Origin of the sequence: Massiliimalia timonensis (assembly GCF_900186585.1) — a bacterium.
Lineage (GTDB): Bacteria > Bacillota > Clostridia > Oscillospirales > Ruminococcaceae > Massiliimalia > Massiliimalia timonensis.
The window spans coordinates 741,827-766,134 of the sequence record NZ_FYDD01000003.1; the positions used below are offsets into that span (position 1 = coordinate 741,827).

At 44.8% G+C, this 24,308-nt stretch carries 24 protein-coding genes; 14 read left to right on the top strand and 10 right to left on the bottom strand.

Annotated elements, in window-relative coordinates; genetic code table 11:
* Window positions 1-31: 31 nt before the first annotated feature.
* Together CIB36_RS05620 and secA are read right to left on the bottom strand one after the other, a co-directional pair.
* Window positions 32-1,138, bottom strand: a complete 1,107-nt coding sequence (locus CIB36_RS05620) for an iron-containing alcohol dehydrogenase (protein ID WP_158662586.1) — start codon at window positions 1,136-1,138, stop codon at window positions 32-34.
* A gap of 75 nt (window positions 1,139-1,213) precedes the next feature.
* The gene (secA, locus tag CIB36_RS05625) at window positions 1,214-3,985 is read right to left on the bottom strand and encodes a preprotein translocase subunit SecA (protein WP_093988554.1); all 2,772 of its coding nucleotides are present in this window, start codon (window positions 3,983-3,985) and stop codon (window positions 1,214-1,216) included.
* 205 nt (window positions 3,986-4,190) lie between these two features.
* Between secA and CIB36_RS05630 the strand changes: the two genes are divergently transcribed.
* Window positions 4,191-5,012, top strand: coding sequence for a prephenate dehydratase (locus CIB36_RS05630; RefSeq protein WP_093988555.1), 822 nt, complete (start codon window positions 4,191-4,193; stop codon window positions 5,010-5,012).
* Between the two features lie 33 nt (window positions 5,013-5,045).
* Here CIB36_RS05630 and CIB36_RS05635 read toward each other — a convergent pair whose 3' ends face one another.
* Complete coding sequence (locus tag CIB36_RS05635) at window positions 5,046-5,639, bottom strand: SdpI family protein (protein ID WP_093988556.1); 594 nt, start codon at window positions 5,637-5,639, stop codon at window positions 5,046-5,048.
* A complete protein-coding gene (locus tag CIB36_RS05640; RefSeq protein WP_093988557.1) occupies window positions 5,629-5,913 on the bottom strand; it encodes an autorepressor SdpR family transcription factor in 285 nt (94 codons plus the stop codon). The genes CIB36_RS05635 and CIB36_RS05640 overlap by 11 nt, the downstream gene beginning before the upstream one ends.
* A gap of 253 nt (window positions 5,914-6,166) precedes the next feature.
* On the opposite strand from CIB36_RS05640, the gene CIB36_RS05645 reads away from it, so the two are divergent.
* From CIB36_RS05645 to nrdR, 8 genes are all read left to right on the top strand, one after another.
* Complete coding sequence (locus CIB36_RS05645) at window positions 6,167-6,700, top strand: QueT transporter family protein (protein WP_093988558.1); 534 nt, start codon at window positions 6,167-6,169, stop codon at window positions 6,698-6,700.
* A 155-nt stretch (window positions 6,701-6,855) separates the two neighbouring features.
* Window positions 6,856-6,993 (top strand): hypothetical protein, encoded by a 138-nt coding sequence (locus CIB36_RS13240; protein WP_158662587.1) that lies wholly within the window; start codon window positions 6,856-6,858, stop codon window positions 6,991-6,993.
* A 152-nt stretch (window positions 6,994-7,145) separates the two neighbouring features.
* Window positions 7,146-8,576 (top strand): adenylosuccinate lyase, encoded by a 1,431-nt coding sequence (gene purB, locus CIB36_RS05650; RefSeq protein ID WP_093988559.1) that lies wholly within the window; start codon window positions 7,146-7,148, stop codon window positions 8,574-8,576.
* 182 nt (window positions 8,577-8,758) lie between these two features.
* A complete protein-coding gene (locus CIB36_RS13425; RefSeq protein ID WP_178085665.1) occupies window positions 8,759-10,168 on the top strand; it encodes a preprotein translocase subunit SecD in 1,410 nt (469 codons plus the stop codon).
* A complete protein-coding gene (gene secF, locus CIB36_RS13430) occupies window positions 10,161-11,102 on the top strand; it encodes a protein translocase subunit SecF (RefSeq protein ID WP_229408199.1) in 942 nt (313 codons plus the stop codon). Before CIB36_RS13425 ends, secF begins: the two co-directional genes overlap by 8 nt.
* A 69-nt stretch (window positions 11,103-11,171) precedes the next feature.
* Window positions 11,172-11,951 carry a sugar phosphate isomerase/epimerase family protein gene (locus CIB36_RS05660; RefSeq protein WP_093988560.1) on the top strand — a complete coding sequence of 260 codons (780 nt, stop codon included), beginning with the start codon at window positions 11,172-11,174 and terminating at the stop codon, window positions 11,949-11,951.
* A gap of 96 nt (window positions 11,952-12,047) precedes the next feature.
* Window positions 12,048-12,290, top strand: coding sequence for a DUF6514 family protein (locus CIB36_RS05665; protein ID WP_093988561.1), 243 nt, complete (start codon window positions 12,048-12,050; stop codon window positions 12,288-12,290).
* A 93-nt stretch (window positions 12,291-12,383) separates the two neighbouring features.
* Complete coding sequence (gene nrdR, locus CIB36_RS05670; protein WP_093988562.1) at window positions 12,384-12,854, top strand: transcriptional regulator NrdR; 471 nt, start codon at window positions 12,384-12,386, stop codon at window positions 12,852-12,854.
* On the opposite strand, the gene CIB36_RS05675 is transcribed toward nrdR, so the two are convergent.
* Complete coding sequence (locus CIB36_RS05675) at window positions 12,851-13,231, bottom strand: DUF4363 family protein (RefSeq protein ID WP_158662588.1); 381 nt, start codon at window positions 13,229-13,231, stop codon at window positions 12,851-12,853. The genes nrdR and CIB36_RS05675 overlap by 4 nt on opposite strands.
* A 13-nt stretch (window positions 13,232-13,244) precedes the next feature.
* Complete coding sequence (locus tag CIB36_RS05680; protein ID WP_229408200.1) at window positions 13,245-13,919, bottom strand: DUF421 domain-containing protein; 675 nt, start codon at window positions 13,917-13,919, stop codon at window positions 13,245-13,247.
* Between the two features lie 114 nt (window positions 13,920-14,033).
* Between CIB36_RS05680 and CIB36_RS05685 the strand changes: the two genes are divergently transcribed.
* From CIB36_RS05685 to CIB36_RS05695, 3 genes are read left to right on the top strand one after another with little or no spacing between them, the layout of a single operon-like run.
* A complete protein-coding gene (locus tag CIB36_RS05685) occupies window positions 14,034-15,614 on the top strand; it encodes a spore germination protein (RefSeq protein WP_203226429.1) in 1,581 nt (526 codons plus the stop codon).
* Between the two features lie 19 nt (window positions 15,615-15,633).
* A complete protein-coding gene (locus CIB36_RS05690; protein ID WP_093988564.1) occupies window positions 15,634-16,740 on the top strand; it encodes a GerAB/ArcD/ProY family transporter in 1,107 nt (368 codons plus the stop codon).
* The gene (locus CIB36_RS05695) at window positions 16,737-17,996 is read left to right on the top strand and encodes a Ger(x)C family spore germination protein (RefSeq protein WP_093988565.1); all 1,260 of its coding nucleotides are present in this window, start codon (window positions 16,737-16,739) and stop codon (window positions 17,994-17,996) included. Before CIB36_RS05690 ends, CIB36_RS05695 begins: the two co-directional genes overlap by 4 nt.
* A 36-nt stretch (window positions 17,997-18,032) precedes the next feature.
* Here the strand turns inward: CIB36_RS05695 and CIB36_RS05700 are convergent, their stop codons facing one another.
* Together CIB36_RS05700 and hprK are read right to left on the bottom strand one after the other, a co-directional pair.
* Complete coding sequence (locus CIB36_RS05700; RefSeq protein ID WP_093988566.1) at window positions 18,033-18,761, bottom strand: phosphatase; 729 nt, start codon at window positions 18,759-18,761, stop codon at window positions 18,033-18,035.
* Window positions 18,762-18,824: 63 nt separating this feature from the next.
* Complete coding sequence (hprK, locus tag CIB36_RS05705) at window positions 18,825-19,784, bottom strand: HPr(Ser) kinase/phosphatase (RefSeq protein ID WP_093988567.1); 960 nt, start codon at window positions 19,782-19,784, stop codon at window positions 18,825-18,827.
* A 202-nt stretch (window positions 19,785-19,986) separates the two neighbouring features.
* Here hprK and CIB36_RS05710 point away from each other — a divergent pair, with 202 nt between their 5' ends.
* On the top strand, window positions 19,987-21,243 hold the full coding sequence (locus CIB36_RS05710; RefSeq protein WP_093988568.1) for a glycosyltransferase: 1,257 nt from the start codon (window positions 19,987-19,989) through the stop codon (window positions 21,241-21,243).
* Window positions 21,244-21,437: 194 nt separating this feature from the next.
* A complete protein-coding gene (locus CIB36_RS05715; protein ID WP_207726098.1) occupies window positions 21,438-22,763 on the top strand; it encodes an NAD(P)/FAD-dependent oxidoreductase in 1,326 nt (441 codons plus the stop codon).
* Window positions 22,764-22,816: 53 nt separating this feature from the next.
* Here the strand turns inward: CIB36_RS05715 and CIB36_RS05720 are convergent, their stop codons facing one another.
* Window positions 22,817-23,623 carry a mechanosensitive ion channel family protein gene (locus tag CIB36_RS05720; protein ID WP_093988570.1) on the bottom strand — a complete coding sequence of 269 codons (807 nt, stop codon included), beginning with the start codon at window positions 23,621-23,623 and terminating at the stop codon, window positions 22,817-22,819.
* Between the two features lie 88 nt (window positions 23,624-23,711).
* Window positions 23,712-24,263 (bottom strand): ferritin-like domain-containing protein, encoded by a 552-nt coding sequence (locus CIB36_RS05725; RefSeq protein WP_158662589.1) that lies wholly within the window; start codon window positions 24,261-24,263, stop codon window positions 23,712-23,714.
* Window positions 24,264-24,308 lie beyond the last annotated feature (45 nt).

The following is a 24,308-nucleotide window of genomic DNA, read 5'->3' on the forward strand; positions in this document are numbered from 1 at the left end:
TTACTCAGCACGGGGTTTTGTTATCTTTTGATCATGCTTTTGGGAAAATTCGGTCTACCAATTCCATAGCGTCCGCTGGGGTAAAATCTCCGGGGGCGGAACCAAATTTATTGTCTGCCGTCCAGCGCTCGCACAGTTCTTCGCGTTCTGCTTCGGAAAGGGCGACCGGCGTATAATCGGTCATATTTTCAATGATATTGCAGATTTCGCTTAATGTATAATCTATTTCATAGGTCAACAAGTCTGCCTTTTTCGTTTCAAAATCAAATCCACGGCGCAGGTAGTCCGGCAGGTATACTGCACAAGCGATCCCGTGAGGCACATGATGATCCTCTGTCAAGAAGTATCCCATGGAATGGCAGAACGACGTACCGGTTTTGGTAATAACTAAGCCTCCGTAAATAGAAGCAGCATATAATTTTTGCCGCTGTTTTTCTGTAAAGGTCTGGTCGGGGGAAAGGTTTGTGAAAACATCTAAAATAAGTTGGATTCCCTGGACTGCAAACAAATCAGACATGGTGTCCGCCCGGTTGCAAAAATATCCTTCAATACAGTGGGACAGCGCATCCAGCGCAGTAGAAACAGAAAAGGCATAGTTTAAGGAGAGGGTATACCGGTAATCACAGAAGCAAGCCTCGGCAAACAGCCCTTTTAAGGAGCGTTTTCGCCCATCCCTGTCTACGGTAATAACGGCGTACGGAGTTACCTCGCTGCCCGTACCGGCAGTGGTTCCCACCAAAAAGAAAGGGACATGGTCTTTGCTGTAGTCCTGATTGTATGCTTCTTCTGCACGGAGGTCATATTTTGCAAAGATACTGATCGCCTTGGTCGCATCCAGCGGGGAACCTCCGCCGATTCCAATGATGAAATCCACTTTGTTTTCCCGGGCAAGGTCACCTGCGCGCTTGCAGGTAGACAAAAGCGGATTTTGCTCCACTTCATCAAAAATGATAGATTCAATTTGGCCTAAGGCCAACGCCTGCAAAACATCGTCTAAGGCCCCGGAAGCTTTTGCGCTGTTTTTCCCAGTAACAATCAGGCATTTCTTTCCGAAAGCAGGGAACAGGGACGCATTTTTTTGAATACAGCCTGTACCATAGATGATATTTGTAGGCATATGATAGGTTAAATCTAACATAGGGGGTTCCTCCATTTTTCTTGGGATAGAGAAAGACAATAGCACCCATAGAATACTATTGTCTTTTCAAAATTTTTATTTATCCTGCTGTGGATTAGTTACTTCTTGATTCGCGCCACAACACTTTTTGTATTTTTTTCCGCTTCCGCAGGGACAAGGATCGTTGCGTCCTACTTTTTGACTGCGTACCGGCTGTTTGCGGACGATTTTCTCCCCGGTATTTTCACCGTGTACAGCGGCAGTAGGTTTCGCGACCTGTTCACGCTTGATGTCCTGATTGATCTGGATTTTTAAGGTCAGGATCAGTTTTACGGTGTCTTCCCGGATAGCGGCGATCATCTCGTCGAACATGTCAAAGCCTTCACGGGTATATTCATCAACGGGGTTTCTCTGCGCAAAAGAACGCAGGTGGATCCCTTGTTTGAGCTCTGCCATATTATCGATATGGTCCATCCAGTACCGGTCAACTACTTTCAGCAGGATGACGCGTTCTAATTCACGCATCCGTTCAGAGCCGATCATCTTTTCCCGGACATCATACAGCAGTTTTGCACGCTTGTAAAGAATATCGGAAAAATTTTCGTGGGTCATATCGGCGAGCTGGTCGACAGTATAGTGGAAATCCTCTTCCCGGGTCAAAAATCCGAGGAAGTAATTGCGCAGGCCGTCAATATTCCAATCGTCATGGATCGCAGCTTCCGGTAGGTAGCGGGAAACGGTTTCGGTAATCCATTCCTTGAGCATATTCAAGATGGATTCATGTACGTCTTCACCGTTTAATACCATGTCGCGCTGGCTGTAAATAATCTCGCGCTGTTTGTTCATGACGTCATCATACTGCAATACAGACTTACGGATATTGAAGTTTCTTGCTTCCACCTTGGCCTGTGCGCTTTCAATGGAATTAGTGAGCATTTTGTATTCGATTGGCTGGTCTTCTTCTACATTGAAGCGGTCCATCAAGTGCTGGATACGCTCCCCGCCGAACAAACGCATCAGATCGTCTTCCAAAGAGAGGAAGAAACGGCTGCAGCCCGGGTCGCCCTGACGCCCGGAACGTCCGCGCAGCTGGTTGTCGATACGACGGGATTCATGGCGTTCTGTCCCGATGATATAAAGTCCGCCGGCTTCACGAACTTTTTCCGCTTCGCCCTTGATTTCTGCTTTGTGTTTTGCGAGGGCCTCTTTAAATTCCTTGCGGGCATTTAAAATTTCTTCGTCTTCTGTTTCGCTGAAGCCGTTTGCTTCTACGATCAACTCTTCACTGTAACCTTTTTTGCGCAGGTCTGCCTTGGCCAGATATTCCGCGTTACCGCCGAGCATGATGTCAGTACCACGTCCAGCCATGTTCGTTGCAATGGTAACAGCGCCGAATTTACCAGCCTGTGCAACGATCTCTGCTTCTTTTTCGTGATACTTCGCGTTTAAAACCTCATGCTTGATGCCGCGGCGGCGAAGCATGCTGCTGAGCAGTTCGGATTTGTCGATCGTAACCGTACCCACCAGAACCGGCTGGCCTTTTTTGTGGCATTCTGCGATTTGGTCAATGACCGCATTGAATTTTGCTTTTTCAGTTTTATAAACAACGTCGTTGTAATCGTTCCTTTGAACCGGACGGTTGGTCGGGATCTCAATGACGTCCAGCTTGTAAATTTCCCGGAACTCACTTTCCTCAGTTAAGGCAGTACCGGTCATCCCGGACAATTTCCCGTATAGGCGGAAATAGTTTTGGAAAGTGATTGTCGCAAGGGTTTTGGATTCTCTTGCAACGGTAACGTGTTCTTTAGCTTCAATCGCTTGATGCAAGCCTTCGTTGTAACGGCGCCCGATCATCAAACGCCCGGTAAATTCATCGACAATAATGACTTCGCCGTCTTTCACAACGTAGTCCACATCGCGGTGCATGATACCATATGCCTTGATCGCCTGATTGATGTGGTGCTGTAAGGTCAGGTTGTCCGCGTCCATCAGGTTTTCCAAGTGGAAATAAGCTTCTGCCTTTTTCACGCCTTTCGGGGTAAGGGTAGCGGTCTTGGCCTTTTCATCGATGATATAATCTCCGTCAATATCATCCTGTTCTTCTTTTTGATCTACTTCAACCACACGGTACGGTTTTAATGTTTTTGCAAACGCATCCGCAATGGTATAAAGATCGGTAGACTTGTCCCCAGGGCCGGAAATGATCAGCGGGGTACGCGCTTCGTCGATCAAAATGGAGTCGACCTCGTCGACGATGGCAAAGTTGAACGGGCGCTGAACTTTCTGCGCTTTATAAATGACCATGTTGTCACGCAGGTAATCAAATCCAAATTCGTTGTTGGTACCATAGGTGATGTCCGCGTTGTAGGCGGCGCGTTTTTCATCGCCCTCTACACCGTGGATCACAAGGCCGACGGTCAGTCCCAAAAATTTATAAAGCTTCCCCATCCATTCGGAGTCACGCTTTGCCAGATAATCGTTGACAGTAACAATGTGCACGCCTTTTCCGGACAAACCGTTTAGATAAGCCGGCAGGGTAGCGACTAATGTTTTCCCCTCACCGGTACGCATTTCAGCGATCCGTCCCTGATGGAGCACGATCCCGCCGATGATCTGTACCGGAAAGTGCTTCATACCCAGCACGCGCCATGCCGCTTCCCGGCAGACAGCAAATGCATCCGGCAAAATGTCATCTAACGTTTCCGCATTCTGCAACCGCGCTTTCAATACTGGAGTCTGTTCCTGAAGCTGATGGTCGCTCATCTTGCTGTATTTATCTTCTAGTGCCAAAACCTGATCAACGATCGGGTTGATCCGTTTTAATTCACGGGAAGAGTAGGTGCCAAATATTTTTTCATATAAACCCATAGTATCTCTCCAACCTGTTATTTTGCTGCATAAATCTGTTAACTAATATAGTATATAACGGATTGAATTTTGTTGCAAGCCTTTTTGCCCCATTTATGAAGGATATTTACACTCTGTTTAATTTTTGAGGTGGTTCTTCGTTGTCATTCCCCAAAAACCGTGTTATAATGATATGCAGTGAAGCAAAAGTTGCGAGGGGAAGAGTATGGAACAAAATATTGCGGTGCTGGGACCGGCCGGGACGTTCAGCGACAGCGCCTGCCAAAAATATCAGCAGCTGTGCACCCGTCCGCTGCAGCCGGTCTATTATCCCACGATCGATGAAACCTTCCACGCGGTGGGAAAAGAGTGCGTGTTAGGGATCGTTCCGGTGGAAAACACGCTGGATGGATATGTCCAGCGCAGTCTGGATCTATTGTTAGAAATGGATTTAAAGATTATACGGGAAATTTCCGTCCCGGTACAGTTTTCTTTAGTCGCCAACACGGAAAACGTGGACGAGATCAAAACCCTGTATGTACAGTTTAAATCCAGCGGGCAGTGCCGCAGGCAGATCGACAGCCTTTCCGGTGTAAAACTGGTGATTACCGAAAGCAACATGGAATCCTTTTATCTGGTACAGCAGGGAAAACCTGGGGAAGCCGCGATCATCCCACAGCATATGCTTTCGCAGTCCAATGCTAAATTTCAAATTGAGAACGTGACTGATTCCAGCAACAATGTTACCCGTTTTCTGGTGATCCAGCCGGGCGGGGTATTAGAGCAAAGCGGGTTCAATGAAATCAAGGTGTCTTTATATGTCATGCCGCAGATCGACGAACCGGGGGTGCTGTTTCGGATCCTGAAAATTTTCAATGACCATCAGGTCAACCTGGTTTCTATCATGTCCCGCCCCACCAAAAGGAATATGGGGACCTATAATTTTTATTTAGAGCTTAACGGGATAAAAGAACAAAAAGCAGATGTTTTTGAGGCGCTTGACTCCTTAAAAAAACAATTTCCGGTAAAGGTACTGGGGATTTATTAACGTGAAAAAAGCAGGGCAAAATTGCCCTGCTTTTTATTTTGCGCCATGTAGTTTTTTCATAAAAAAGCGGAGAGAGATGATGCTGGGGATTCCGATCCACAGCAAGAACACAATGGCAGTGACCGCTTCAAAATAAGGCAGCGTAAGGATCAACACCAGATAGATGACGGAAAGCGGCAGGGAAAGGTATCCCAGCACTCGGTGGGCCAGCAGCCATGTTTCTTCGTCCCGTACCGTCCAAGGCAGGCGAAGCCCAGTGTAACGGTTAAAGGGGATCTTGGTGGATAGATTGCCCAACACCACCATGAGCAATAAAATGATCCCCGCCGCAAAGGCCTTTTCCGTATTTTCCGAAACCTGTCCGTTTGCTACAAGATAGGCTGCCCCTCCTGCGATCAGCAGGATAAAAAGGGAAAACAGTGTCAGCCCTTTTAAGGTTTTCGTTTTTGGGTTGGCAGGGGAAAGGCCTGCCAATTGGTCCATTTTGCGGTACAGCACGACCAGGGAAACGATCAGCATAGTTCCGATGAGAAGAAGACTGACTGCGGGATCACGCAGGAAAATAGCTGTTGCCAGCGCACCGGCCGAAAGCAGGAACAATAAAAAGCGGCTTTGGTTAAGGCTCATTGGAAACACGCTCCTTTGTACTGACAAGCTCAATGAGCTCCATCCCCATTTCTTGGAGTACAGTCAGGTTAACCGAATAGATAAGCTGGGTGCCCCGCCGTTCCACAGTTACCAGCTCCGCTTGGCGAAGTACCTCCAAATGGCGGGAAACAGAGGGCTTGGATATGGTAAAGTGGGAAGCGATCTCTCCGGCGTTGAGGCTTTTCTGTTTGAGAAGCCGGATGATCTCCCGGCGGTAAGGGCTTGCAAGCGCTTGGAAAAATTCATCATTCATTTGCTCCATCTCCTTTATTTTCTATTTTAGCTAAATTAGAAAATAAAATCAAGGGAAATTTACCTTTTTTCTGGCGGTAACTCCCAAGAGAATTGTGTAACCAAGGGAGATCTTTACTGATTTTGCCGATTTTTGTAAGGTTTGGTTGTGTTTTCCTACCGTTTTTGCTATAATCGGGAACGTGCCTAAAAATGGCGCAGTCAGTCGCAACCTCCTGACTTTAAAGAAAACTACGAAAGAAGGAAACTTGAAAATGGAACACACAGAAAAAAGGGTCATGAAGCTTGTAAAAGTTTCTATGATCGCGGCGATTTATGTCGCGTTGACACTTGCTGTAGCGCCGTTCGCTTACGGGCCGGTACAGTTTCGGGTAAGTGAGGCAATGACCGTACTGCCGGCGTTTACCACAATGGCAATTCCGGGCTTGTCACTAGGCTGCTGTCTGGCAAATCTGATCGGCTTGTTTTTGGGCAACCCCCTGGGACTCGTCGACGCGGTATTTGGGACATTAGCCACTTTATTGGCTGCTGTGATCAGCTGGAAGATAGGACGCTGCAAAAGTAGAACGGTGCGTTATTTGTTGGTGCCGCTGCCGCCGGTCGTCGCTAATGCGGTAATCGTTGGCGCGGAGCTGACCGTTGTGTTAAACGAAGGTGCAGACTTTGGAAAGGCTTATCCTTTAAACGCGCTTTCTGTAGGAATCGGGGAGGCGGTAATATGCTATACCTTGGGAATCCTTTTAATGGTCGTTTTACAAAAAAATGATTTTTACAAGAAAATATTTTAATTTTGTCGCAGATAAGATGAATAGGTTGCAAAAAACGGGTTTTGGTACGAAAACCCGTTTTTCTTTTCAAAATATTCATGGTTATCGCTTGTTTTTTATGAAAGGATTTGGTACAATAATGATAAAATAAGGATTGTGGTTTGGGAGGTTTTTTTATGAAAACATTTTTAAAAGTTATGGGTTCACTGTTGGCTGTGGCAGTTGTACTCAAAGGGATTTTGATGCTGATTGATTATTTTTATGAAACCTACGCAGTCCGCTATATTGAATCTGAGATCCCAGTAGAGGACTAAAAAGGAAACCGGTTCCGAACGGAGCCGGTTTTTGTTTGTCTGTTATAGGAAAAGAAAAGGCGGTTTTCCTTGAATAGGAGCGGGTTTTGTGATATAATATTTAAGTTATTTGACGAAAAGCTAGGAATATCAACATATTGGAGGTTACAGGAATGTACGATAAGTATGTCAGCCCTTTTAGTACAAGATACGCAAGCGATGAAATGCAGCAGCTTTTTTCTGCGGAAAAAAAGTTTACAACATGGAGAAAGCTGTGGGTCGCTTTGGCACGCGCAGAGATGAAAATGGGCCTGCCCATTACACAGGAACAGGTAGATGAGCTGGAAGCGCATATTTATGACGTTAACTATGAGGTGGCGGAAGAACGCGAAAAGCTAGTCCGTCACGACGTGATGTCCCATGTTTATGCTTATGGCCAGCAGTGCCCGCACGCGAAGGGAATCATCCATCTTGGGGCTACTTCCTGCTATGTTGGGGATAATACGGATATTATCATCATGCGTGACGCATTGAAGCTGGTGCGCAGAAAGCTGATCAATGTTATTGACCTGCTAGGCAAATTTGCGCAGGAGCACAAAGCGCAGCCGGCGTTGGCTTATACCCATTTACAGCCGGCGCAGCTCACCACAGTCGGGAAACGTGCCACCTTGTGGGCAAACGAACTTTTGATGGATTTGGAAGAGGTGGAGTACCGGATCGCCGGCTTAAAGCTGCTTGGCTCTAAAGGCACTACTGGTACGCAGGCCAGCTTTATGGAATTGTTTGAAGGGGATACTGCCAAAATCAAGGAGGTAGACCGTTTGATCTGCGAAGAAATGGGCTTTGACGGCGTTGTCCCGGTTTCGGGGCAGACCTATTCCCGGAAGATCGACTCGCAGGTCGTCTGCACATTGAGCGGCATTGCACAGAGTGCTAGTAAATTCTCCAACGACATGAGAATCCTGCAAAATTTCAAGGAAATGGAAGAACCGTTCGAGAAAAATCAGATCGGGTCCTCGGCGATGCCTTACAAGCGTAACCCGATGCGGAGCGAACGGATCACGGCTTTGGCGCGCTATGTTATGGCGGACACTTTAAACCCGATGTACACCGCTGCGACCCAGTGGTTTGAACGTACTCTGGACGACAGCGCCAACAAGCGGATCGCTGTAGCGGAGGCATTCCTTGCGATTGACTCTATTTTGAATATCATGCTCAATGTTTGTGACGGGCTGGTCGTTTACCCGAAAGTGATCGAACAGCGCGTTTTAAGGGAACTGCCTTTCATGGCGACAGAAAATATTATGATGACTGCTGTGAAGAAAGGTGGCGACCGTCAGGAACTGCATGAAAAACTTCGCCAGCATTCGATCGCGGCTGCTAAGGTGGTTAAGGAAGAAGGCGGAGACAACGATCTGATCGACCGTGTCTGCGCAGATAAGTCCTTTAATCTGACCAAAGAGGAAATTACGGCGGTGCTGAAGCCGATCAACTTCGTAGGCAGAAGTGTGGAGCAGGTCGATGAATTTATTGCCGAATACATCACCCCGCTGCGGGAAGCAAACAGCGATATTTTAAATGAAAAAGCGGAGCTTTCCGTTTAAGGTATTTTTGTGAAATCAGGGGGATTTATATTGACTTTCTTTTGGAAAGCGTGTAAACTGATTTCTGTATTGTGGCTGAATTGTGCGCTTTTTTCAAAGCCGTTTGGCCTAAAACGGGGCGGTTTTTTACGGCTCTGAAAATCAGGGCGGGGCTGTGTCCTGCTGCAATGGAGGAAAAACACATGAAGCGAGTTGGAAAACCCGTTTTTTGGATCGTTGTGGTCATTACCTTGCTGTTTACCACGCTTTCCATTACCGGGATAACCACCCAGTACGGTGATGTCAAAAACGTCATCATCAAGGGCGTGGACCAGATCCGCTGGGGGATCGATATTCGAGGCGGCGTAGACGTGACCTTTACGCCAGAGTCCGGAAAGGATGCGACTGCGGACGAGCTTGACGCCGCGGCTGAAGTTATGCGGCAGCGTTTGGTTACCTTAAATATCACAGACTATGAAGTTTATACAGACGATGCTTCCAACCGGATCATTGTCCGTTTCCCATGGAAAGAGGGAGAAACGGATTTTGACGCGGAAAGTGCAATCGCAGAATTGGGCGATACGGCAATGCTAACTTTTCGGGAAAGTGATGAACGGGATGTAGATGGGAAGCCTTCGGGTGTCACCAAGGAAACTGTGATCCTGCAAGGAGCCGATGTACAGCGTGCAGAGGCAAACTATGGCGCGATAGACAATACCGGCAAGGCCGAATGGTATGTGCAGTTAAAATTAGCTGACAGCGGGAAAACTGCATTTGCAGACGCGACGACCCGGCTGGCTGGGAAAGACTGCATTTCTATCTGGATGGATGACACGATGATCAGCAACCCGAATGTCAACAGTGCGATCACAGACGGCGTGGCGATCATTTCCGGAAACTTTACACAGGAATCCGCAGAATCTCTGGCAAATAAGATCAACGGTGGCGCATTGCCGTTTAAGCTGGAAACAGAAAACTACAGTACGATCGACCCGACTTTGGGAACTGGTGCTCGTGATGCAATGGTGTTGTCTGGAGTTATCGCGTTTATTCTGGTTTGTATTTTTATGATCGTGCTTTACCGTCTGCCCGGTATCGTGGCTTGTGTGGCTTTGGCAGGACAGGTCGGAGGTATGCTGGCTGCTTTGACTGGGTTTGTCCCAGGCATGAACAGCTTTACCCTGACGATTCCAGGTATCGCCGGTATTATATTGAGTATCGGGATCGGGGTAGATGCCAACATCATCACTGCGGAACGCATTAAAGAGGAGATCAGGTCAGGAAAGTCTATTGACGGTGCTGTGGAGCTTGGCTATCAGCGTGCTTTCAGTGCGATTTTTGACGGAAACATCACCAACGTTATTGTGGCGATCATCTTAATGGGGACCTTTGGGCCGCCGGACAGCGCATTTGCAACACTGCTCAAACCGTTATTATTCCTGTTCCCGGCTTCTACGGAAGGGGCCATCTATTCCTTCGGATATACCTTGCTGGTAGGTGTAGTTGCTAACTTTGTATTTGGTATTTTTGCTTCCAAGTACATGATGAAATCTGTTTCCAGATTTAAGTGCTTCCGAAATCCTTGGGTTTATGGAGGTAGTCGAAATGTTTAAAATGAAACATAAGGAAATAGGGTTTGTTAAAAACAGAAAGAAATTCTTTATTTTCTCTACTGTTTTGATGCTGGCGATTATCATTAGTTCCTTTGTGTTTGGCGTCGATTTGGACATCCGTTTTAAAGGCGGTACCATGGTAGATTATTCCTATGCAGGGGAACAGGGAGCTGTTGACCTGGAACAGGTTTCAGAAATTGCTTCTGATGTATTGGGCAGCAACCTGACTGTGGAAGAAAAGTTTAATAAACTCACAAACCAGAACGGATTTGAGATCACTTTAGTCGATAATGACGGAGTATCTTCTGAAGTGCAGGGTGATCTGACTGATAAATTACAGGAAATCTTTGCTGATCAGGACATCAAACAGCTTTCTATTACCAGTGTCAATCCGACAATGGGGAAAGAATTTTTTATCAAATGTATGGTAGCGGTTCTGTTTGGAAGTCTGTTAATGATCCTTTATATCGGGATCCGTTTCCGGAAAATCGGCGGGGTATCGGCTGGATTTATGGCAGTCGTTGCTTTGTTGCATGATGTGATGGTCGTATTCGGTACGTTTGTGGTGTTCAGGATGCCGTTAGACGACAGTTTTATTGCAGTTGTCCTGACGATTTTGGGGTACTCCATTAACAGTACCATCGTTATTTATGACCGGATCCGTGAAAACAAAAGATTGTATGGTTCAACAAAGTCTTTAGGGGAAGTTGTCAATATTAGCGTCAATCAAACCTTGGCGCGTTCGGTCAATACTTCTGTAGCAACGATTCTTTCCATGGTTGTTGTATGTATTGTTGCTTTGATTTTTGGAGTAAATTCAATTTTAAGCTTTGCATTCCCGATCATCATGGGATTGATCAGCGGGGCTTATTCCTCTGTTTGCCTGGCAAGTGAATTGTGGGTGACTTGGAAGGAAAAAAGAGAAAAAGCATAAAAGGTATATTTATAAAAAATCCGTCCAAATGGACGGATTTTTTCATTCCAAAGTATAGGGGGGTTTTAGTTGGAGTACGGAATTTCTACTTCCTGTTTTTATCCTGAATTAACGGAAAACTCCGTGTTAAATTTAGCGGAGCATGGAATTAAAACCATCGAACTTTTTTTGAATACTTACCGGGAAACAAAGCCTGACTTTTCTAAAAAGATGAAACGATATCTTACCGAATATCAGATGAAAGCAATTTCTGTTCATCCGTTTACTTCAGGGTATGAATCGATGCTGTTCTTTTCGGAATATCCTGGCCGGTTTGAAGATGGGTTGGAGCATTATAGGCAGCTATATTTTGACTTTATGCATGAAATAGGGGCTAAAATACTTGTTTTACATGGTTGTATTGACCATATTTCGATGGAAAAAAATCGTTATTATGAAAGATTTGCAAAAATGCGTGATTTTTGCAAACGCGAAGGGATCATTCTTGCGCAAGAAAATGTGGCGCCTTTTAAAAGTCATTCCGTTTCTTTCATCCGTGATATGAAAACGTATCTTCATGGTGAAGTAGAGTTTGTGCTGGACATTAAACAGGCAGTTCGTGCTGGGGAAGATCCGTTTGAAATGATGGAGGTTATGGGAGAGAATATTGTGCATACCCATATCAGCGACCATACAAAAGAAAAGGATTGTCTTCCTATAGGGGAAGGTGATTTTGATTTTGCAAAATATTTCAAAAAAATGCAAAAATATTCATTTTCAGGAGCCGCTGTGATAGAATTATATCGCAGTAATTTTGGTCAAATAGAGCAGTTATACCTCGCATACCGTCAATTAGAATTATTATTTTAATAATAGTACTGAATCCCATCGAATTTTTTGTATGGAAAATACTAGGAATTTGTAGTATAATTGGCATACAGACCGAGTGAAAGGAAGTGGGATTTGATGGGGACAACAGAAGAAATATACATAGAACCGTACCAAATTTTTTGCACCGAAGAAATTATTAACTCGGTAAAAATTTTAAAATTCGGGATCTTGTATAAAAATGAAAGAGGTGAAGTGATCAAAAAGGTAGAAGACATCAGTACAGAACGTGAGTTTGTGGAAAGACTTACCGCAACACTGAACGAAGAAAATGTGGAGGTATGTCATTTAGAAAATATTGTAGAAGATGCGATCTATTAGATTGCCTTAAAAGGAAAGATGGAATATTTTTCTTGAATTTGTGCTTTTTCCATGTTATGATAAAAATAACAGAAAGGCTTAAGAGGTGGTATTATGAAATGCCCTTATTGTTCTTATACGGAAAGTAAAGTGACAGATTCAAGACCAACAGAAGACGATTTAAAAATTCGTCGGCGTCGTGAATGTATGAAATGCGGCGGAAGATTCACTACCTATGAAATAATTGAAACTACGCCCGTAATTGTATTGAAAAAAGATAATTCTCGTCAGCTCTTTAACCGGGAAAAATTGCTTAATGGCCTGTTAAGGGCTTGTGAAAAACGTCCGGTTGCAGTAGAAACCTTAGAAAGGGCTGTTGATGATATAGAATTTTCCTGTGCATCTTCTTCTTCGAGGGAAATTTCCTCCCAACATTTAGGAGAAATGGCATTACAGCGTCTCAAGGATATTGACGAGGTGGCTTACGTAAGATTCGCCTCTGTCTATCGTGAATTTTCAGATGTTGAAACATTTTTAAGCGAATTACAGCAATTAGTAGAACATAAACAGCAGAATCAGGATTAAAAAATATTTTTTAGGGTAGGAAGCTCACACTCATAGATGTGGTTTAGCTCAAACTGAATGGCCTCGATGAGTACTAGCGAAGGAGTTGCCTGGCGGTTGTGAATATTGGCGGATAAACGGACTAGGTTTTCTTCAATAACATCAACTGTTTCATGGTTGACATAAGTATTGATAAAACTGCCTGATTTTTCCCATAATTTTTTTGCTGACTCTATTTCTTCTAAGGCCTGTGTATAGTTTTCAGATGAGAGATAAGAAATGGTATTTTCAAGGTATTGATTCATCTGTAGATTCGTTTTGGAAATATGCTGGATCCCTAATACGGAACAAATCAGAATAATCAATAAAATCCCTGTAATCGTTAAGACACGTTTCAAACTAATTGTCCTCCTATTCTGATTTTTTTGGTACAATATAATATTGAAGTTGCTTATTGGCAGTCATTAAAAAGATGGTTTTTAATGACTGCTTTTCTTTTTGTAAAATTTTCATTAGCCATTCTTCAGAAATGTCGTAGTGGTCCATTGTTTCACGCACAATTTTCCCGTCACTGATGATGATAGCAGGAGGGGCAGGGTTTTTCCCCGGTAATTTCAGCATATTTGGGGTGACTGTTTGTGAATCAAACTTTTGTAAAATACTGACACTTCCTGTTGTTTCCACTACAGCGTAGTCCACATCCCGGATATCAAAAATATTTTGTGCCCGCAGGCTTTCCATCAGATCGTCGATCGAAAAACGGAGAGAATGAAGCGCTTTTTGGTCAATAACCCCGTTTTTTATTACAAAGACAGGACTTCCGGAAATAAATTTTCGGAATTTCCGGCTTTTTAAAGAAATATTTGAAATATAAAGTTCAAAGGCTACCAAGACTAGGATAGGGATCGCTCCGGTCACCATTGGGATGGAGGTGTCCTCGATCGGCAGAGAAGCAATGTTGGAAATCAGGATCGTGATCACTAATTCGGTTGGCTGAAGTTCGCCTAGCTGCCGTTTTCCCATAAGGCGCAGAGCAAAAATGACTAATAAGTATAATAATAGCGCGCGAATAAAAACAATGAGCATAGAAAACCCTCCGAAAGATGTAATGACATCATTTATTGTGCGGAATTTGATGATAAATATTCCAAAAGATGTATTTTCCGGAAAGGATCCGGAAAGGATAAAAGAGAAATTAAAATGACGAGAGGGCCGGTAATCAATATGAGAAAATGGTTCTACCAAATTCGATCACAAGGACTATTCAATTTTTTGTGCGGTGTTGGGAATGAAATCCAACCGCCTAAAGCAAAACCAAAAAGCAAGATTTCTGCCAGTTTGACCAAAAATGTGGTCTTGATGCAGGAACGTTTAAAGGGTACCAGTGACTTTAATGTCAGGGAATTAGAAATAGGTGGTGTAAAGGTAAATATCTTTACTAACGAAGGGATGACTAATATTCAAACTGTCAACGATTCCTTGATTCGCTTGACAGAGTCGTTTAAAGAACGTGATGATGCGACTGGGGAGGAGATTTACCAGTTCATTGAAACAAAGATGCTGTTTGCCGCTGAAATGAAAGATATTTATACATTTGAAGACCTGTTTAAGATGATGATGTCGGGGTTTTTGATTGTTTTGATTGATGGGGTCGACCATGCGATCTCTATGGGGGCACAGGGGTTTCAATTCCGTTCGATCTCAGAGCCGTCAGGGGAGATCAATATCCGCGGTTCACGGGAAGGCTTCACAGAGCCAATAAAAATCAATATGAGTATGATTAGAAGACGTGTAAAGTCAGAAGCTTTACACTTTGAAATGCTGAAAGTTGGGAACACCGGGCAGACTGATGTCTGTCTGGCATATCTGGATGACGTTGCTTCCCCAAAACTTTTAAAGAATATCAAGTATCAGCTCTCCAAAATAGATTTTAGTTTGATCTTAAATTCAGGATACATCCAGCCGTTTTTGGAAAGTGTTCAGGGATCTTTTTTCTCAGATGTTGGTTATACAGAACGCCCCGATACGGTATGCGCTAAAATTTATGAAGGCAGGGTCGCTGTTTTAGTAGACGGGACCCCGTTTGCACTGATCGTCCCGTATTTATTTTCCGAAAATTTTCAAAGTATTGATGACTACAACCATAAGCCCTACTATGCTACAGCCGTCCGTTTTTTGAAATATATCTCGTTTGCAGTCACCATTCTTCTTCCGGGCCTTTATGTGGCGATCGGGACCTTTCACCCGGAGCTCTTCCCGCCGGCTTTGCTGTTTAATATCGTATCTTCGCAGGAAACAACGCCGTTTCCTATGGTGATCGAGGCACTGGTGATCCATTTTATTTATGAAGTGATGCGGGAGGCCGGCCTGAGGCTACCGCGCCCGGTAGGACATGCGATCAGCATTGTAGGTTCTTTGGTAATAGGGGACGCGGCTGTAACTGCGGGATTGATCGGTTCGCCGATGGTTATGGTTGTAGCCCTGACTGCGATCTCTTCCTTTGTCGTACCTTCCTTGCAGGAGCCCGCCGCTGTTTTAAAATTTGGATTTATCATTATCGGTGGGACAATGGGACTGTATGGGATCGCCTTAGGGGCAGCGGTCGTGTTGGTAAATGCTTCAGCGCTGACGGCATTTGGTGTGCCGTATCTTTCACCGATCGCTCCGTTTAGCCTTTATGCAATGAGAGATACGTTTGTACGTTCGGGGATCAAAACATTACAGAAAAAAGATAATCAGGTGGACGAATTGAATGGAATTCATATTGGCCGTCAAGATTAACGTATAAGGAGGGATCTAGATGGTAGAGTATGGAAAAGTAAGCACTGCGCAGATTATTATGACGCTGCTTGTCTGTAAGGTGTTTACGGTGATCACATATACACCTGTTTATACAGACAAATCAGAGATCACAGCCGTGTTTTTGGGAGGAGCATGTTCCACTTTTATTTTGCTGGCGGCGGCGGTACCGATCATCTTGTTGATGCGTAAAACAAATGAGGATGTCGTTTCTTTGTCCTATCGGATCCATCCTGTGTTTGGGAAAGCTGTATTTTTGCTGTTGTTCGCGAGCACTATGGTCGTCAGCATCAATACACTGGTTCACCTTCAGTTTTTCATGGTGAATGCCGTATTTCCAAACGTAAACGCATGGATCATTGTAGTAACAATGTTTTTAGCAGCTTTTTATGCCGTTTTTATGGGGATGGAAGGACTTTTCCGGACCGGGGCTATCGTTTGTCTGCTTCTGGCATTATTTTTGGTAACTATTGGCTTTACCCTTTATGACCGGATCGATCTGCTAAATTTGAAGCCGCTGATGTATGATCCGGTCAAAAGTGTGTTGTCTGTTGCGTGGCAGGACACCTCTAAAAACATGGAGCTGCTTTTATTTATGCTTTTGATCCCAAATGCGAAGGGAAAAATGTCCCGTTCTGTAGTCATTTATGTTCTGGCGACCTCTGCAATGCTGTGCCTGATCTCTTTCTTGGTGGCTACTGTACTAGGAGAGTTCACCTTCCGGCAGATATTCCCGTTTTATATGATCGCTTCTGTTGTTGATGTTGAGATCATTCGCAGGTTTGATGCGATCCATATGACCATTTGGGTGCTTACCGCTTTTTTGAGGACTTCTATTTTTATGCTAGCAGCTAATTCTCTGTTGCACAGGGTCCTCCCGCACCGGTTGGCGAAATGGAGCCTGTCGGCCGTAGGTGCCCTGATTTTAGGATTTTCCCTGTTTTTGTCCAGTAAATTGCAATATAACAATATGATCTATCAATTTTTTGAAACAGGGATCCCACTGGTGGTCCTGACGATCATCCTGCCGATCATCCTTTTGCTGTTCCACCGGAAAACAGTTCCCCCGCAGACAGCGCAAAAACAAAAGGAGGGATTACAGGAATGAAAAAATTTGCGATTTTCATTGCCGCTGTGTTTATGTCGCTTTCCCTGACCTCCTGTTTTGAAAGCCACCAGTTAAATGAAACGGCGATCGTACAGGCAATTGCTGTTGATTTGGCAGAAAACGGTCAATACGAAGTCACCATGCAGATCTATGCTCCAAAGGGGGGCGGCTCTACCACTGCGATCGACACCAGCAATAACAATGCAAATATTGTTTCTGCAAAAGGGAAGACCATTTCAGAAGCAATGATCCATGCTACCGCTTTGCAGGGGGAATATATCTTTGCCGGACATAATCGGCTTTTGATTTTGGGCGAGGAATTTGCCAAACAGGGTGTAGAAAACGTATTCAGTTACTTTGACCGAAATCATCTGACCAGACAAAATATTGATGTGTTAGTATCCAAAGGCAAGGCGAAGGATATCGTTGCGCTGAATATTGACCAAGGTATTTTGGCAGCGGAAACATTAGAAAAAACGGTGGAAAACTGTGAAACAAACGGCTATATCACCCGTGCTCCGTACTATCAGTTCAGCAGGGATATGTTTCTTTATTATGGCTGTGCGGCAGTTCCGGTGATTGAAAAGATCGGGAAACCGGAACAGTCCCAGCCAGAACAAAAGGGGGGAGAGCAGTCCCAGGGGAAAGATGGAGAAGAAAGCGGGAGACAAGAAGATGCTGCCACAGATACCCCGATCGACTCTGTAGACGTAGTAAAGGTAGAAAAAACTGCTGTTTTCAAGGATTATAAGTTGATTGATACCTTAGATCAGGAGCAAAGCCGGGGAGTTACTTTTTTAAGTGATAGTATTAAAAATACGACTCTTGTCGCACAGGACTCCGAGGGGCATTATGCGTCTGTTCACATTTATGAGTGCGACAGTAAACTATCTCCGAAATTTGACGGAGATCAGATCACCTTTGTATTAAAAGTGCGGGCGAAGGCCAGCATTGATGAGGTCCTGCTGCCCAGGGGGGAAACGACCGGGGCAGAGGATTTGGAGGAATTTGCTGATTCTGCAGAACAAAGCATCGCAGCCGACTGTACAGGGGCCTTCAACCGAGCGGTTAAAACGGACGGCAGCCACCTGTTCTCGCTCGGGGATATGATCCATAAGAAAAATCCCGAGCTCTGGAAACAGATTTCAGAAGACTTTTCCGATCATCTAAGCGAGCTTTCCTTTAAAACGGACGTGGAGATCGAAATTACCCGTTTAAGCATAGAGGCGAATCAAAGCGTTACAAAATTAAAATAAAGAAAAACCGCTGTCTTTATAAACAGCGGTTTTTCTTTATTTTAAGGTGATCCTTCTTTTTTGATACAGGTAATCCTGAAAACGATCAAAATCAGCGTTTAGAATCAATTTTTCTGGGAAATCAATTTCTTCAAGCATCTGCACCGCATCGTCAAACACACCGATTTGGGTACAGAAATGCGCGTCCGAATTCACGACAATGGGAACCTCATAGCGTTTACAAAGTTTAGCGATCTCGGCACAGTTTTTTAAATTCTGTTTTCTGACCCGGAAAGAATTCTGGTTGATCTCCACCAGCTTGCCATATTCTTTAAATGCCTTGATCCCCTGCTCGTAGTCATAGAGGTATTTCGGGGAACCGCTGTGCCCGATCACATCAACATAAGGGTTTTGTGCGATTTGTAAATAAGCATTGGTATGCTGTTTTACCGTACCCGGCTCACAATTACAGCTGTGATAAGAAGCGATGACCCAGTCAAGCTTTTTCAAGGTGTTCTCGCCAAGGTCCAGCGTGCCCTCGTAGTCCATAATATTTGCCTCTACGCCCCGCAGGATATTGATCCCATGAAGGAAACGGGGAACTGTTATAGGGAGATTTGTGAAATACCATAGATGCGGAGCATCTAGGTTTTTGGGCCCATGGTCGGTGACAGCAAGGGCCTTCATCCCGATTTCAGCGGCATAACTGGCGTTTTCTATCAGGGTACTGTAAGCATGGGTAGAAGCAATGGTGTGACAATGTGTATCTGCAATAAAGTGGTACATGTGCGATCCTCTCTTTCCGAATTCCAAGAAGAAACGGCAGTGCCGATACACTGCCGCCCCAATTTAGTAAAAATCCCAATTTTTGTGCGCCTGCGGATGTTCGATAGTCATCCCCAAATTCTGCATCAATTCCTGTGCCGCATTATAGCCCATTTTCTTCTGGCGGTTATTCATAGCGGCTACCTCTAAAATAATGGCAAGGTTACGGCCTGGCTTGACCGGAATGGTATGGGAAGGCACACGGATCCCTAAAATGGTCGTGTATTCGTCTTCCATTCCCATTCTGTCGTAGATCTTATCAGGATCCCAGGCTTCCAATTTGACGACCATGTTGATCTTTTCTGTTACCTTGACAGACCCCATTCCAAACAGGCGGCGGGCATTGATGATCCCGATCCCGCGCAGTTCCAAAAAGTGGCGGATATTTTCTGGAGAAGAGCCTACCAGACTGCGGTTGGATACCCGTCTGATCTCCACCGCGTCATCCGCGACAAGACGGTGCCCGCGCTTTACCAGCTCGATGGCGGTTTCACTTTTTCCGACGCCGCTGTCACCCATCAAAAGTACACCTTCGCCGTAAATTTCGATCAGTACCCCATGACGGGTGATTCGGGGAGCCAGTTCTACGTTGAGGTAGGAGATCAGCCCGGACATAAAGCTGGAAGTCGCTTCCGGAGTGCGTAAAATAATCATTTCATATTTTTCTGCCGCCTGCATAATTTCCGGAAAAATTTCCAGTCCCCGTGCAAATACCATGCAGGGGAACCCCTTTTCAAACAGAGCGTTGATCCGCGATTCGCGCTGCCCATCGGACAATTCCCGAAGATAAGCGTATTCACCCAGCCCCATGATTTGGATCCGTTTGTTGTCAAAGTATTCAAAGAATCCTGAAAGGTTGATACCAGGGCGGTTGATATCAGCGCTTTGGATCAGCGTATCCTGTTTTGATTCCGGCATATATAGGGTCTCCAGTGAAAATTCTTTTATGATCCGTTTTAACGGAACGGTAAAAGTTTGTCCCATAAAATATACCCCTTTCTACTATTTTGAATCGGTACTGTATTTATTATACCTGAAAAAAGCATGATGTTCAACTCTCCTTTTTATTTTGTAATCTTAATGAATCTTAAGAAAAAATTAGGGGTTATCCTATATTCAAACTTTGAAAATTGTGTTAAAATATAACCATAAACCTATAACAGAATCCAGAAAGGGCTGTTTTTATATGAATATTGCATTGTTTACGGAAACGTATTTGCCATATATCAATGGTGTGGTAACACACGTCAAATCTTTGAAAGACGGTTTAGAACGGGCAGGGCATAAGGTCCTGGTTGTTTCAGCGGATATCAATACCCACCGTCACTATATTGAGAATGGGGTGCTTTGGTGCCCGGCGAAAGAATTTAAACGTTTTTATGATTATGGACTTGCTTCACCGGTCAGCTTGAAGCGACTGCGGATGATCAAGCGCTTTAAGCCGGATATTATCCATATCCATAATGAATTTGGGGTAGGGCTTTCTGGGATCGCGATCGCCAAAATTTTAAAAGTACCGCTGGTTTATACCCTGCATACGATGTATGATGATTATCTTTATTATATCGCTCCGAAGCCGCTGATCCCTGTGGTACGCCGGTTTTCTCACCGGTATTTCCGCTTTTTGGGCAAGCGTGCTGCCGCAATTACCGGCCCTTCTCCTAAAGTGCAGGAGTTTTTAAGCGAATGCGGTGTCGCCAAAAAAGTCAATGTGGTGCCGAACCCCGTGGAATTGGATAAATTCCAGTTAGAATGCGTAGATCAGGAAAAAGTAAAACAAATCAAGGAAAAATATCACATTCAGGATGATGAACTGATCGTCTGTTTTTGCGGCCGTTTAGGGCGGGAAAAAAGTGTGGATGTTCTGCTGGATTATTTTGCCCAAACAGTAGACCGCGCGGATAAAATCCGTTTGCTGGTTATTGGGGAAGGACCCAGCCGGCCGGAGCTGGAGGAACAGGCAAGGAAGCTAAAGATCGACGATGTAGTGACCTTTACAGGAAAAGTGATGCATGATGAGCTGGTAAATTATTATGCATGCTGTAATCTTTATGTCACCACCTCTTTGTCAGATACCAACTCTATTTCTATGCTGGAAGCAATGGCTACCGGTTTACCGGTATTGCACCGTTTTGATAAACTCAATGAGGGCCAGATCGTTATGGGGGTAAATGGATACATTTTTTACGATGCAGAAGAAATGTATTCGCAGATGTTAAAATATAAGTCTCTTTCTGATGAGCAAAAGCTGGCGTTGCGCCATTCAGTGATCGAATCTGTGAAAAAATCCGGACAGGAAAATCTTGCCCATTATCTGCTTGACGTGTACCATCATTTAGAGGTGGAAAATGAAAATCATTCCAAGCGGCATGGAAAAAAGCGGAAGCTTTCTGTGTTTGAACTCGATGTATTTCATCATGGCGATCAGGATAAGGAAGAATAAAAGACCCGCTCCCAAATGGGAGCGGGTCTTTTATTTTTTAAATTCTACTTGACATATTAATAAAAGATGCTATAATATAAGCGTTTGTGTTAAAAAATATCGTAAATTTATTCCAATTTGATTGTTAGGAGTTGTTTTTTGTGAACCATAAGCATTGGGATGTTGCTGTTATCGGCGGGGGGATCGGCGGTATCATGACCGCATACCGCCTGCACCAAAAGGCCCCCGCTTTAAAAATATGTATTTTGGAAAAGGGACATTCTATCACAAAACGTATCTGCCCGATCGTGACAAAAAAGACTGAAAAATGTGTTAAATGTCCTTCCTGCGCCATCATGGAAGGGATGGCTGGAGCCGGGGCTTTTTCGGATGGAAAGTATGTGATCTCTACGGAATACGGCGGCTGGCTGACAGAATTTTTACCGCCGGAAACTGTGATCGACTATATTGAACAGGCGGATCAGATACTGGTTTCCTTTGGAGCGACTACAGAACGTTTTATGCCGAACAATGAGCTGAAAAAGCTATGCCTTCAAAATGACTTGCACATGAGCCAGGCACAGTTAAAGCATCTTGGGACCGACGCGAACTTTGATACCATGAGAAAGCTGATCGAATCTATGGAAGACCAGATCGACATTTTGACAGATACCGAAGTGCTTGATGTGGAGCCGTACCAGCATGAAATTTTGATCCGTAAAAAAGGGGAAGAACACACGATTACTGCGGAGCAGATCGTTTTTGCAGTAGGCAGGGCTGGGAGCAGGTTTTTCTCCAAGTGGTGCCGTGACCATGAGATCCCATTAAAAAACAATCAGGTAGACGTCGGTGTACGTGTGGAACTTCCGTCCTATATTTGGGAGGACTTTTCCAAAAAGATCTACGAGCCAAAGATCTGGTACCGGTCCAAACAATATGGCGACACGACACGGATGTTCTGTTTTAACGAACGGGGAAGTGTGGTCACTGAAAATACAGATGGAGTGTTGACAGTCAACGGCCATTCTTACCGAGACCAGTCCCGCAAAACGGAAAATTCCAACTTTGCGCTGTTGTCTACCATCCGTTTCACAGAACCGTTTAAAGAACCGATCGAGTACGCGCGTCATGTCGCGAGCCTTGCTAATTTGATCAGCGGGGGAAGTGTTTTGGTCCAGCGGCTGGGAGATTTAGAAGCAGGGCGACGGACCGATGAAAAACGGATGAAGCAGTCTACCACACGGCCGACCCTGAACGCTGTGGCCGGGGATTTGAGCCTGTGCCTGCCGAAACGCCAGTTGGACAACATTATTGAAACCCTGCACGCTTTGGATAAGATCGCACCGGGTACCGCTAACTATGATACCCTGCTTTACGGGATCGAATGCAAATATTATTCGGCGCGCCCGGAATGTGACCAGTTCCAACTCAAGCAGTTTGATAAGATTTATGCCATCGGAGACGGCGCAGGTTTTACCCGCTCGCTTTCACAGGCTGCGGCAAACGGGCTGTATGTAGCGGATATGCTGTCCTCCAAATAGTTTTTAGATAAGAAGATCCGGGTCCTTTTCCGGCAGTAAAAAACCAGATGCTTTTAAGCATCTGGTTTTTTGGTATGATGGACGATCACATCCATATGCTGGTATGGGATTTCGATCCCCGCTTCATCAAACCGGAGCTTTACCTCCTCTAACAGATCAAAATTTAAGTCCCAGTAATCCTCGCTTTTCACCCAGACACGCACTAAAATTTTTAAGGCGCTGTCACCGTGCTCGCATAGGCGGACCACTGGTTCCGGCTCCTGCAGGGCCATGGGATGATGGGTCACGATGTCCAGTAATATTTCTTTAGCTTTCCGAAAATCATTATGATAAGCAATAGAAAATTTTAAATCTAAACGACGCTGTTCCTCGCGGGTAAAGTTTGTGATAACGCTGTCTGTGATCTGCCGGTTGGGGATATAGACAGCCTTGTTGTCGATCGTATCCAGCTTGGTGTTGACAATACTGATATGAATGACCGTTCCCTCAACATTGTTGACCTGCACATAATCCCCAACTTCAAACGGCCGGGTCATCAGCAGTAAAAAACCGCTTGCCACGTTTGATAAGGTATCCTGTACTGCAAGGCTGACTGCCAGACCGACCACACCGAAGGCAGCTAATACGCTGGAGGCCTTGATATTCAGCGTTTCCAATATGGCCAGTGCCAATAAGAATAACAGCAGAAATTTGCAGATCGTTAGGATAAATTTATGGGCAGTAACATCGATCTTACTTTTTTGCAGCCCTTTGCGCAGCAGGTTCATCACCAGCTTGATCAAAGTCAACCCAATGACCAGAACCAGCAAAAGCTCTAGGGCTGTTGAGCCATACTTGTCCCAGATCGTTTCAAAAGTCATCTGTATCCCTCCTTGTCTTTTTATTATATCCTCAAAAAAAATAAAAAGCAAGAAGAACCCAAATTGATGGGAACCTCTTGCTTTTTTCCTACAGTTCAGTTAAAAAGCGTTCAAATATTTTAATGTGGATCTCTTCATCCAAGGCAATCCTGCGCAAAATAGATGAAATATTAGGGTCAGAAATACGGTGCGCCTGCAATAAATACCGGTGATAGGTATCCTGTTCTGATTTTAAATCGACCTGAAGCATCTGCTTTATCTCTTTGGTGTAGGAAGGCATAGTGCCATTCCAAGGAGTAGCGCGGCCGCCGAACTGGGAGATCGCCCGCGGGGAGCCGCCAAGCTTCACCATGATCTGTCCAAGGATATTCATGTGATGCATCTCAACAATGGCGATCCGCCTTAATGTATCCGCGATGACAGGATAGCTTTCCTGCAATAGGATGCTTTGATATATGTATTGGTAAATCGCAGTTAGTTCCCCGCTGGCGGAAGCAAGATCCAAGGAGAGCGGAACCAAAAGATGCGTGTTTTTTTGGTCGACCTCTACCGGTGGGTAGGGGCTGGGGTCAGTTACTGCGATTACTTGGCGTTCCGGTTCTGCGCGGCGCGGCATAGGACCATTTTTTCGATTCATCATGTTCATCAACCTCCTGTTTATAGAACTATCCTTATTCAACAGAAG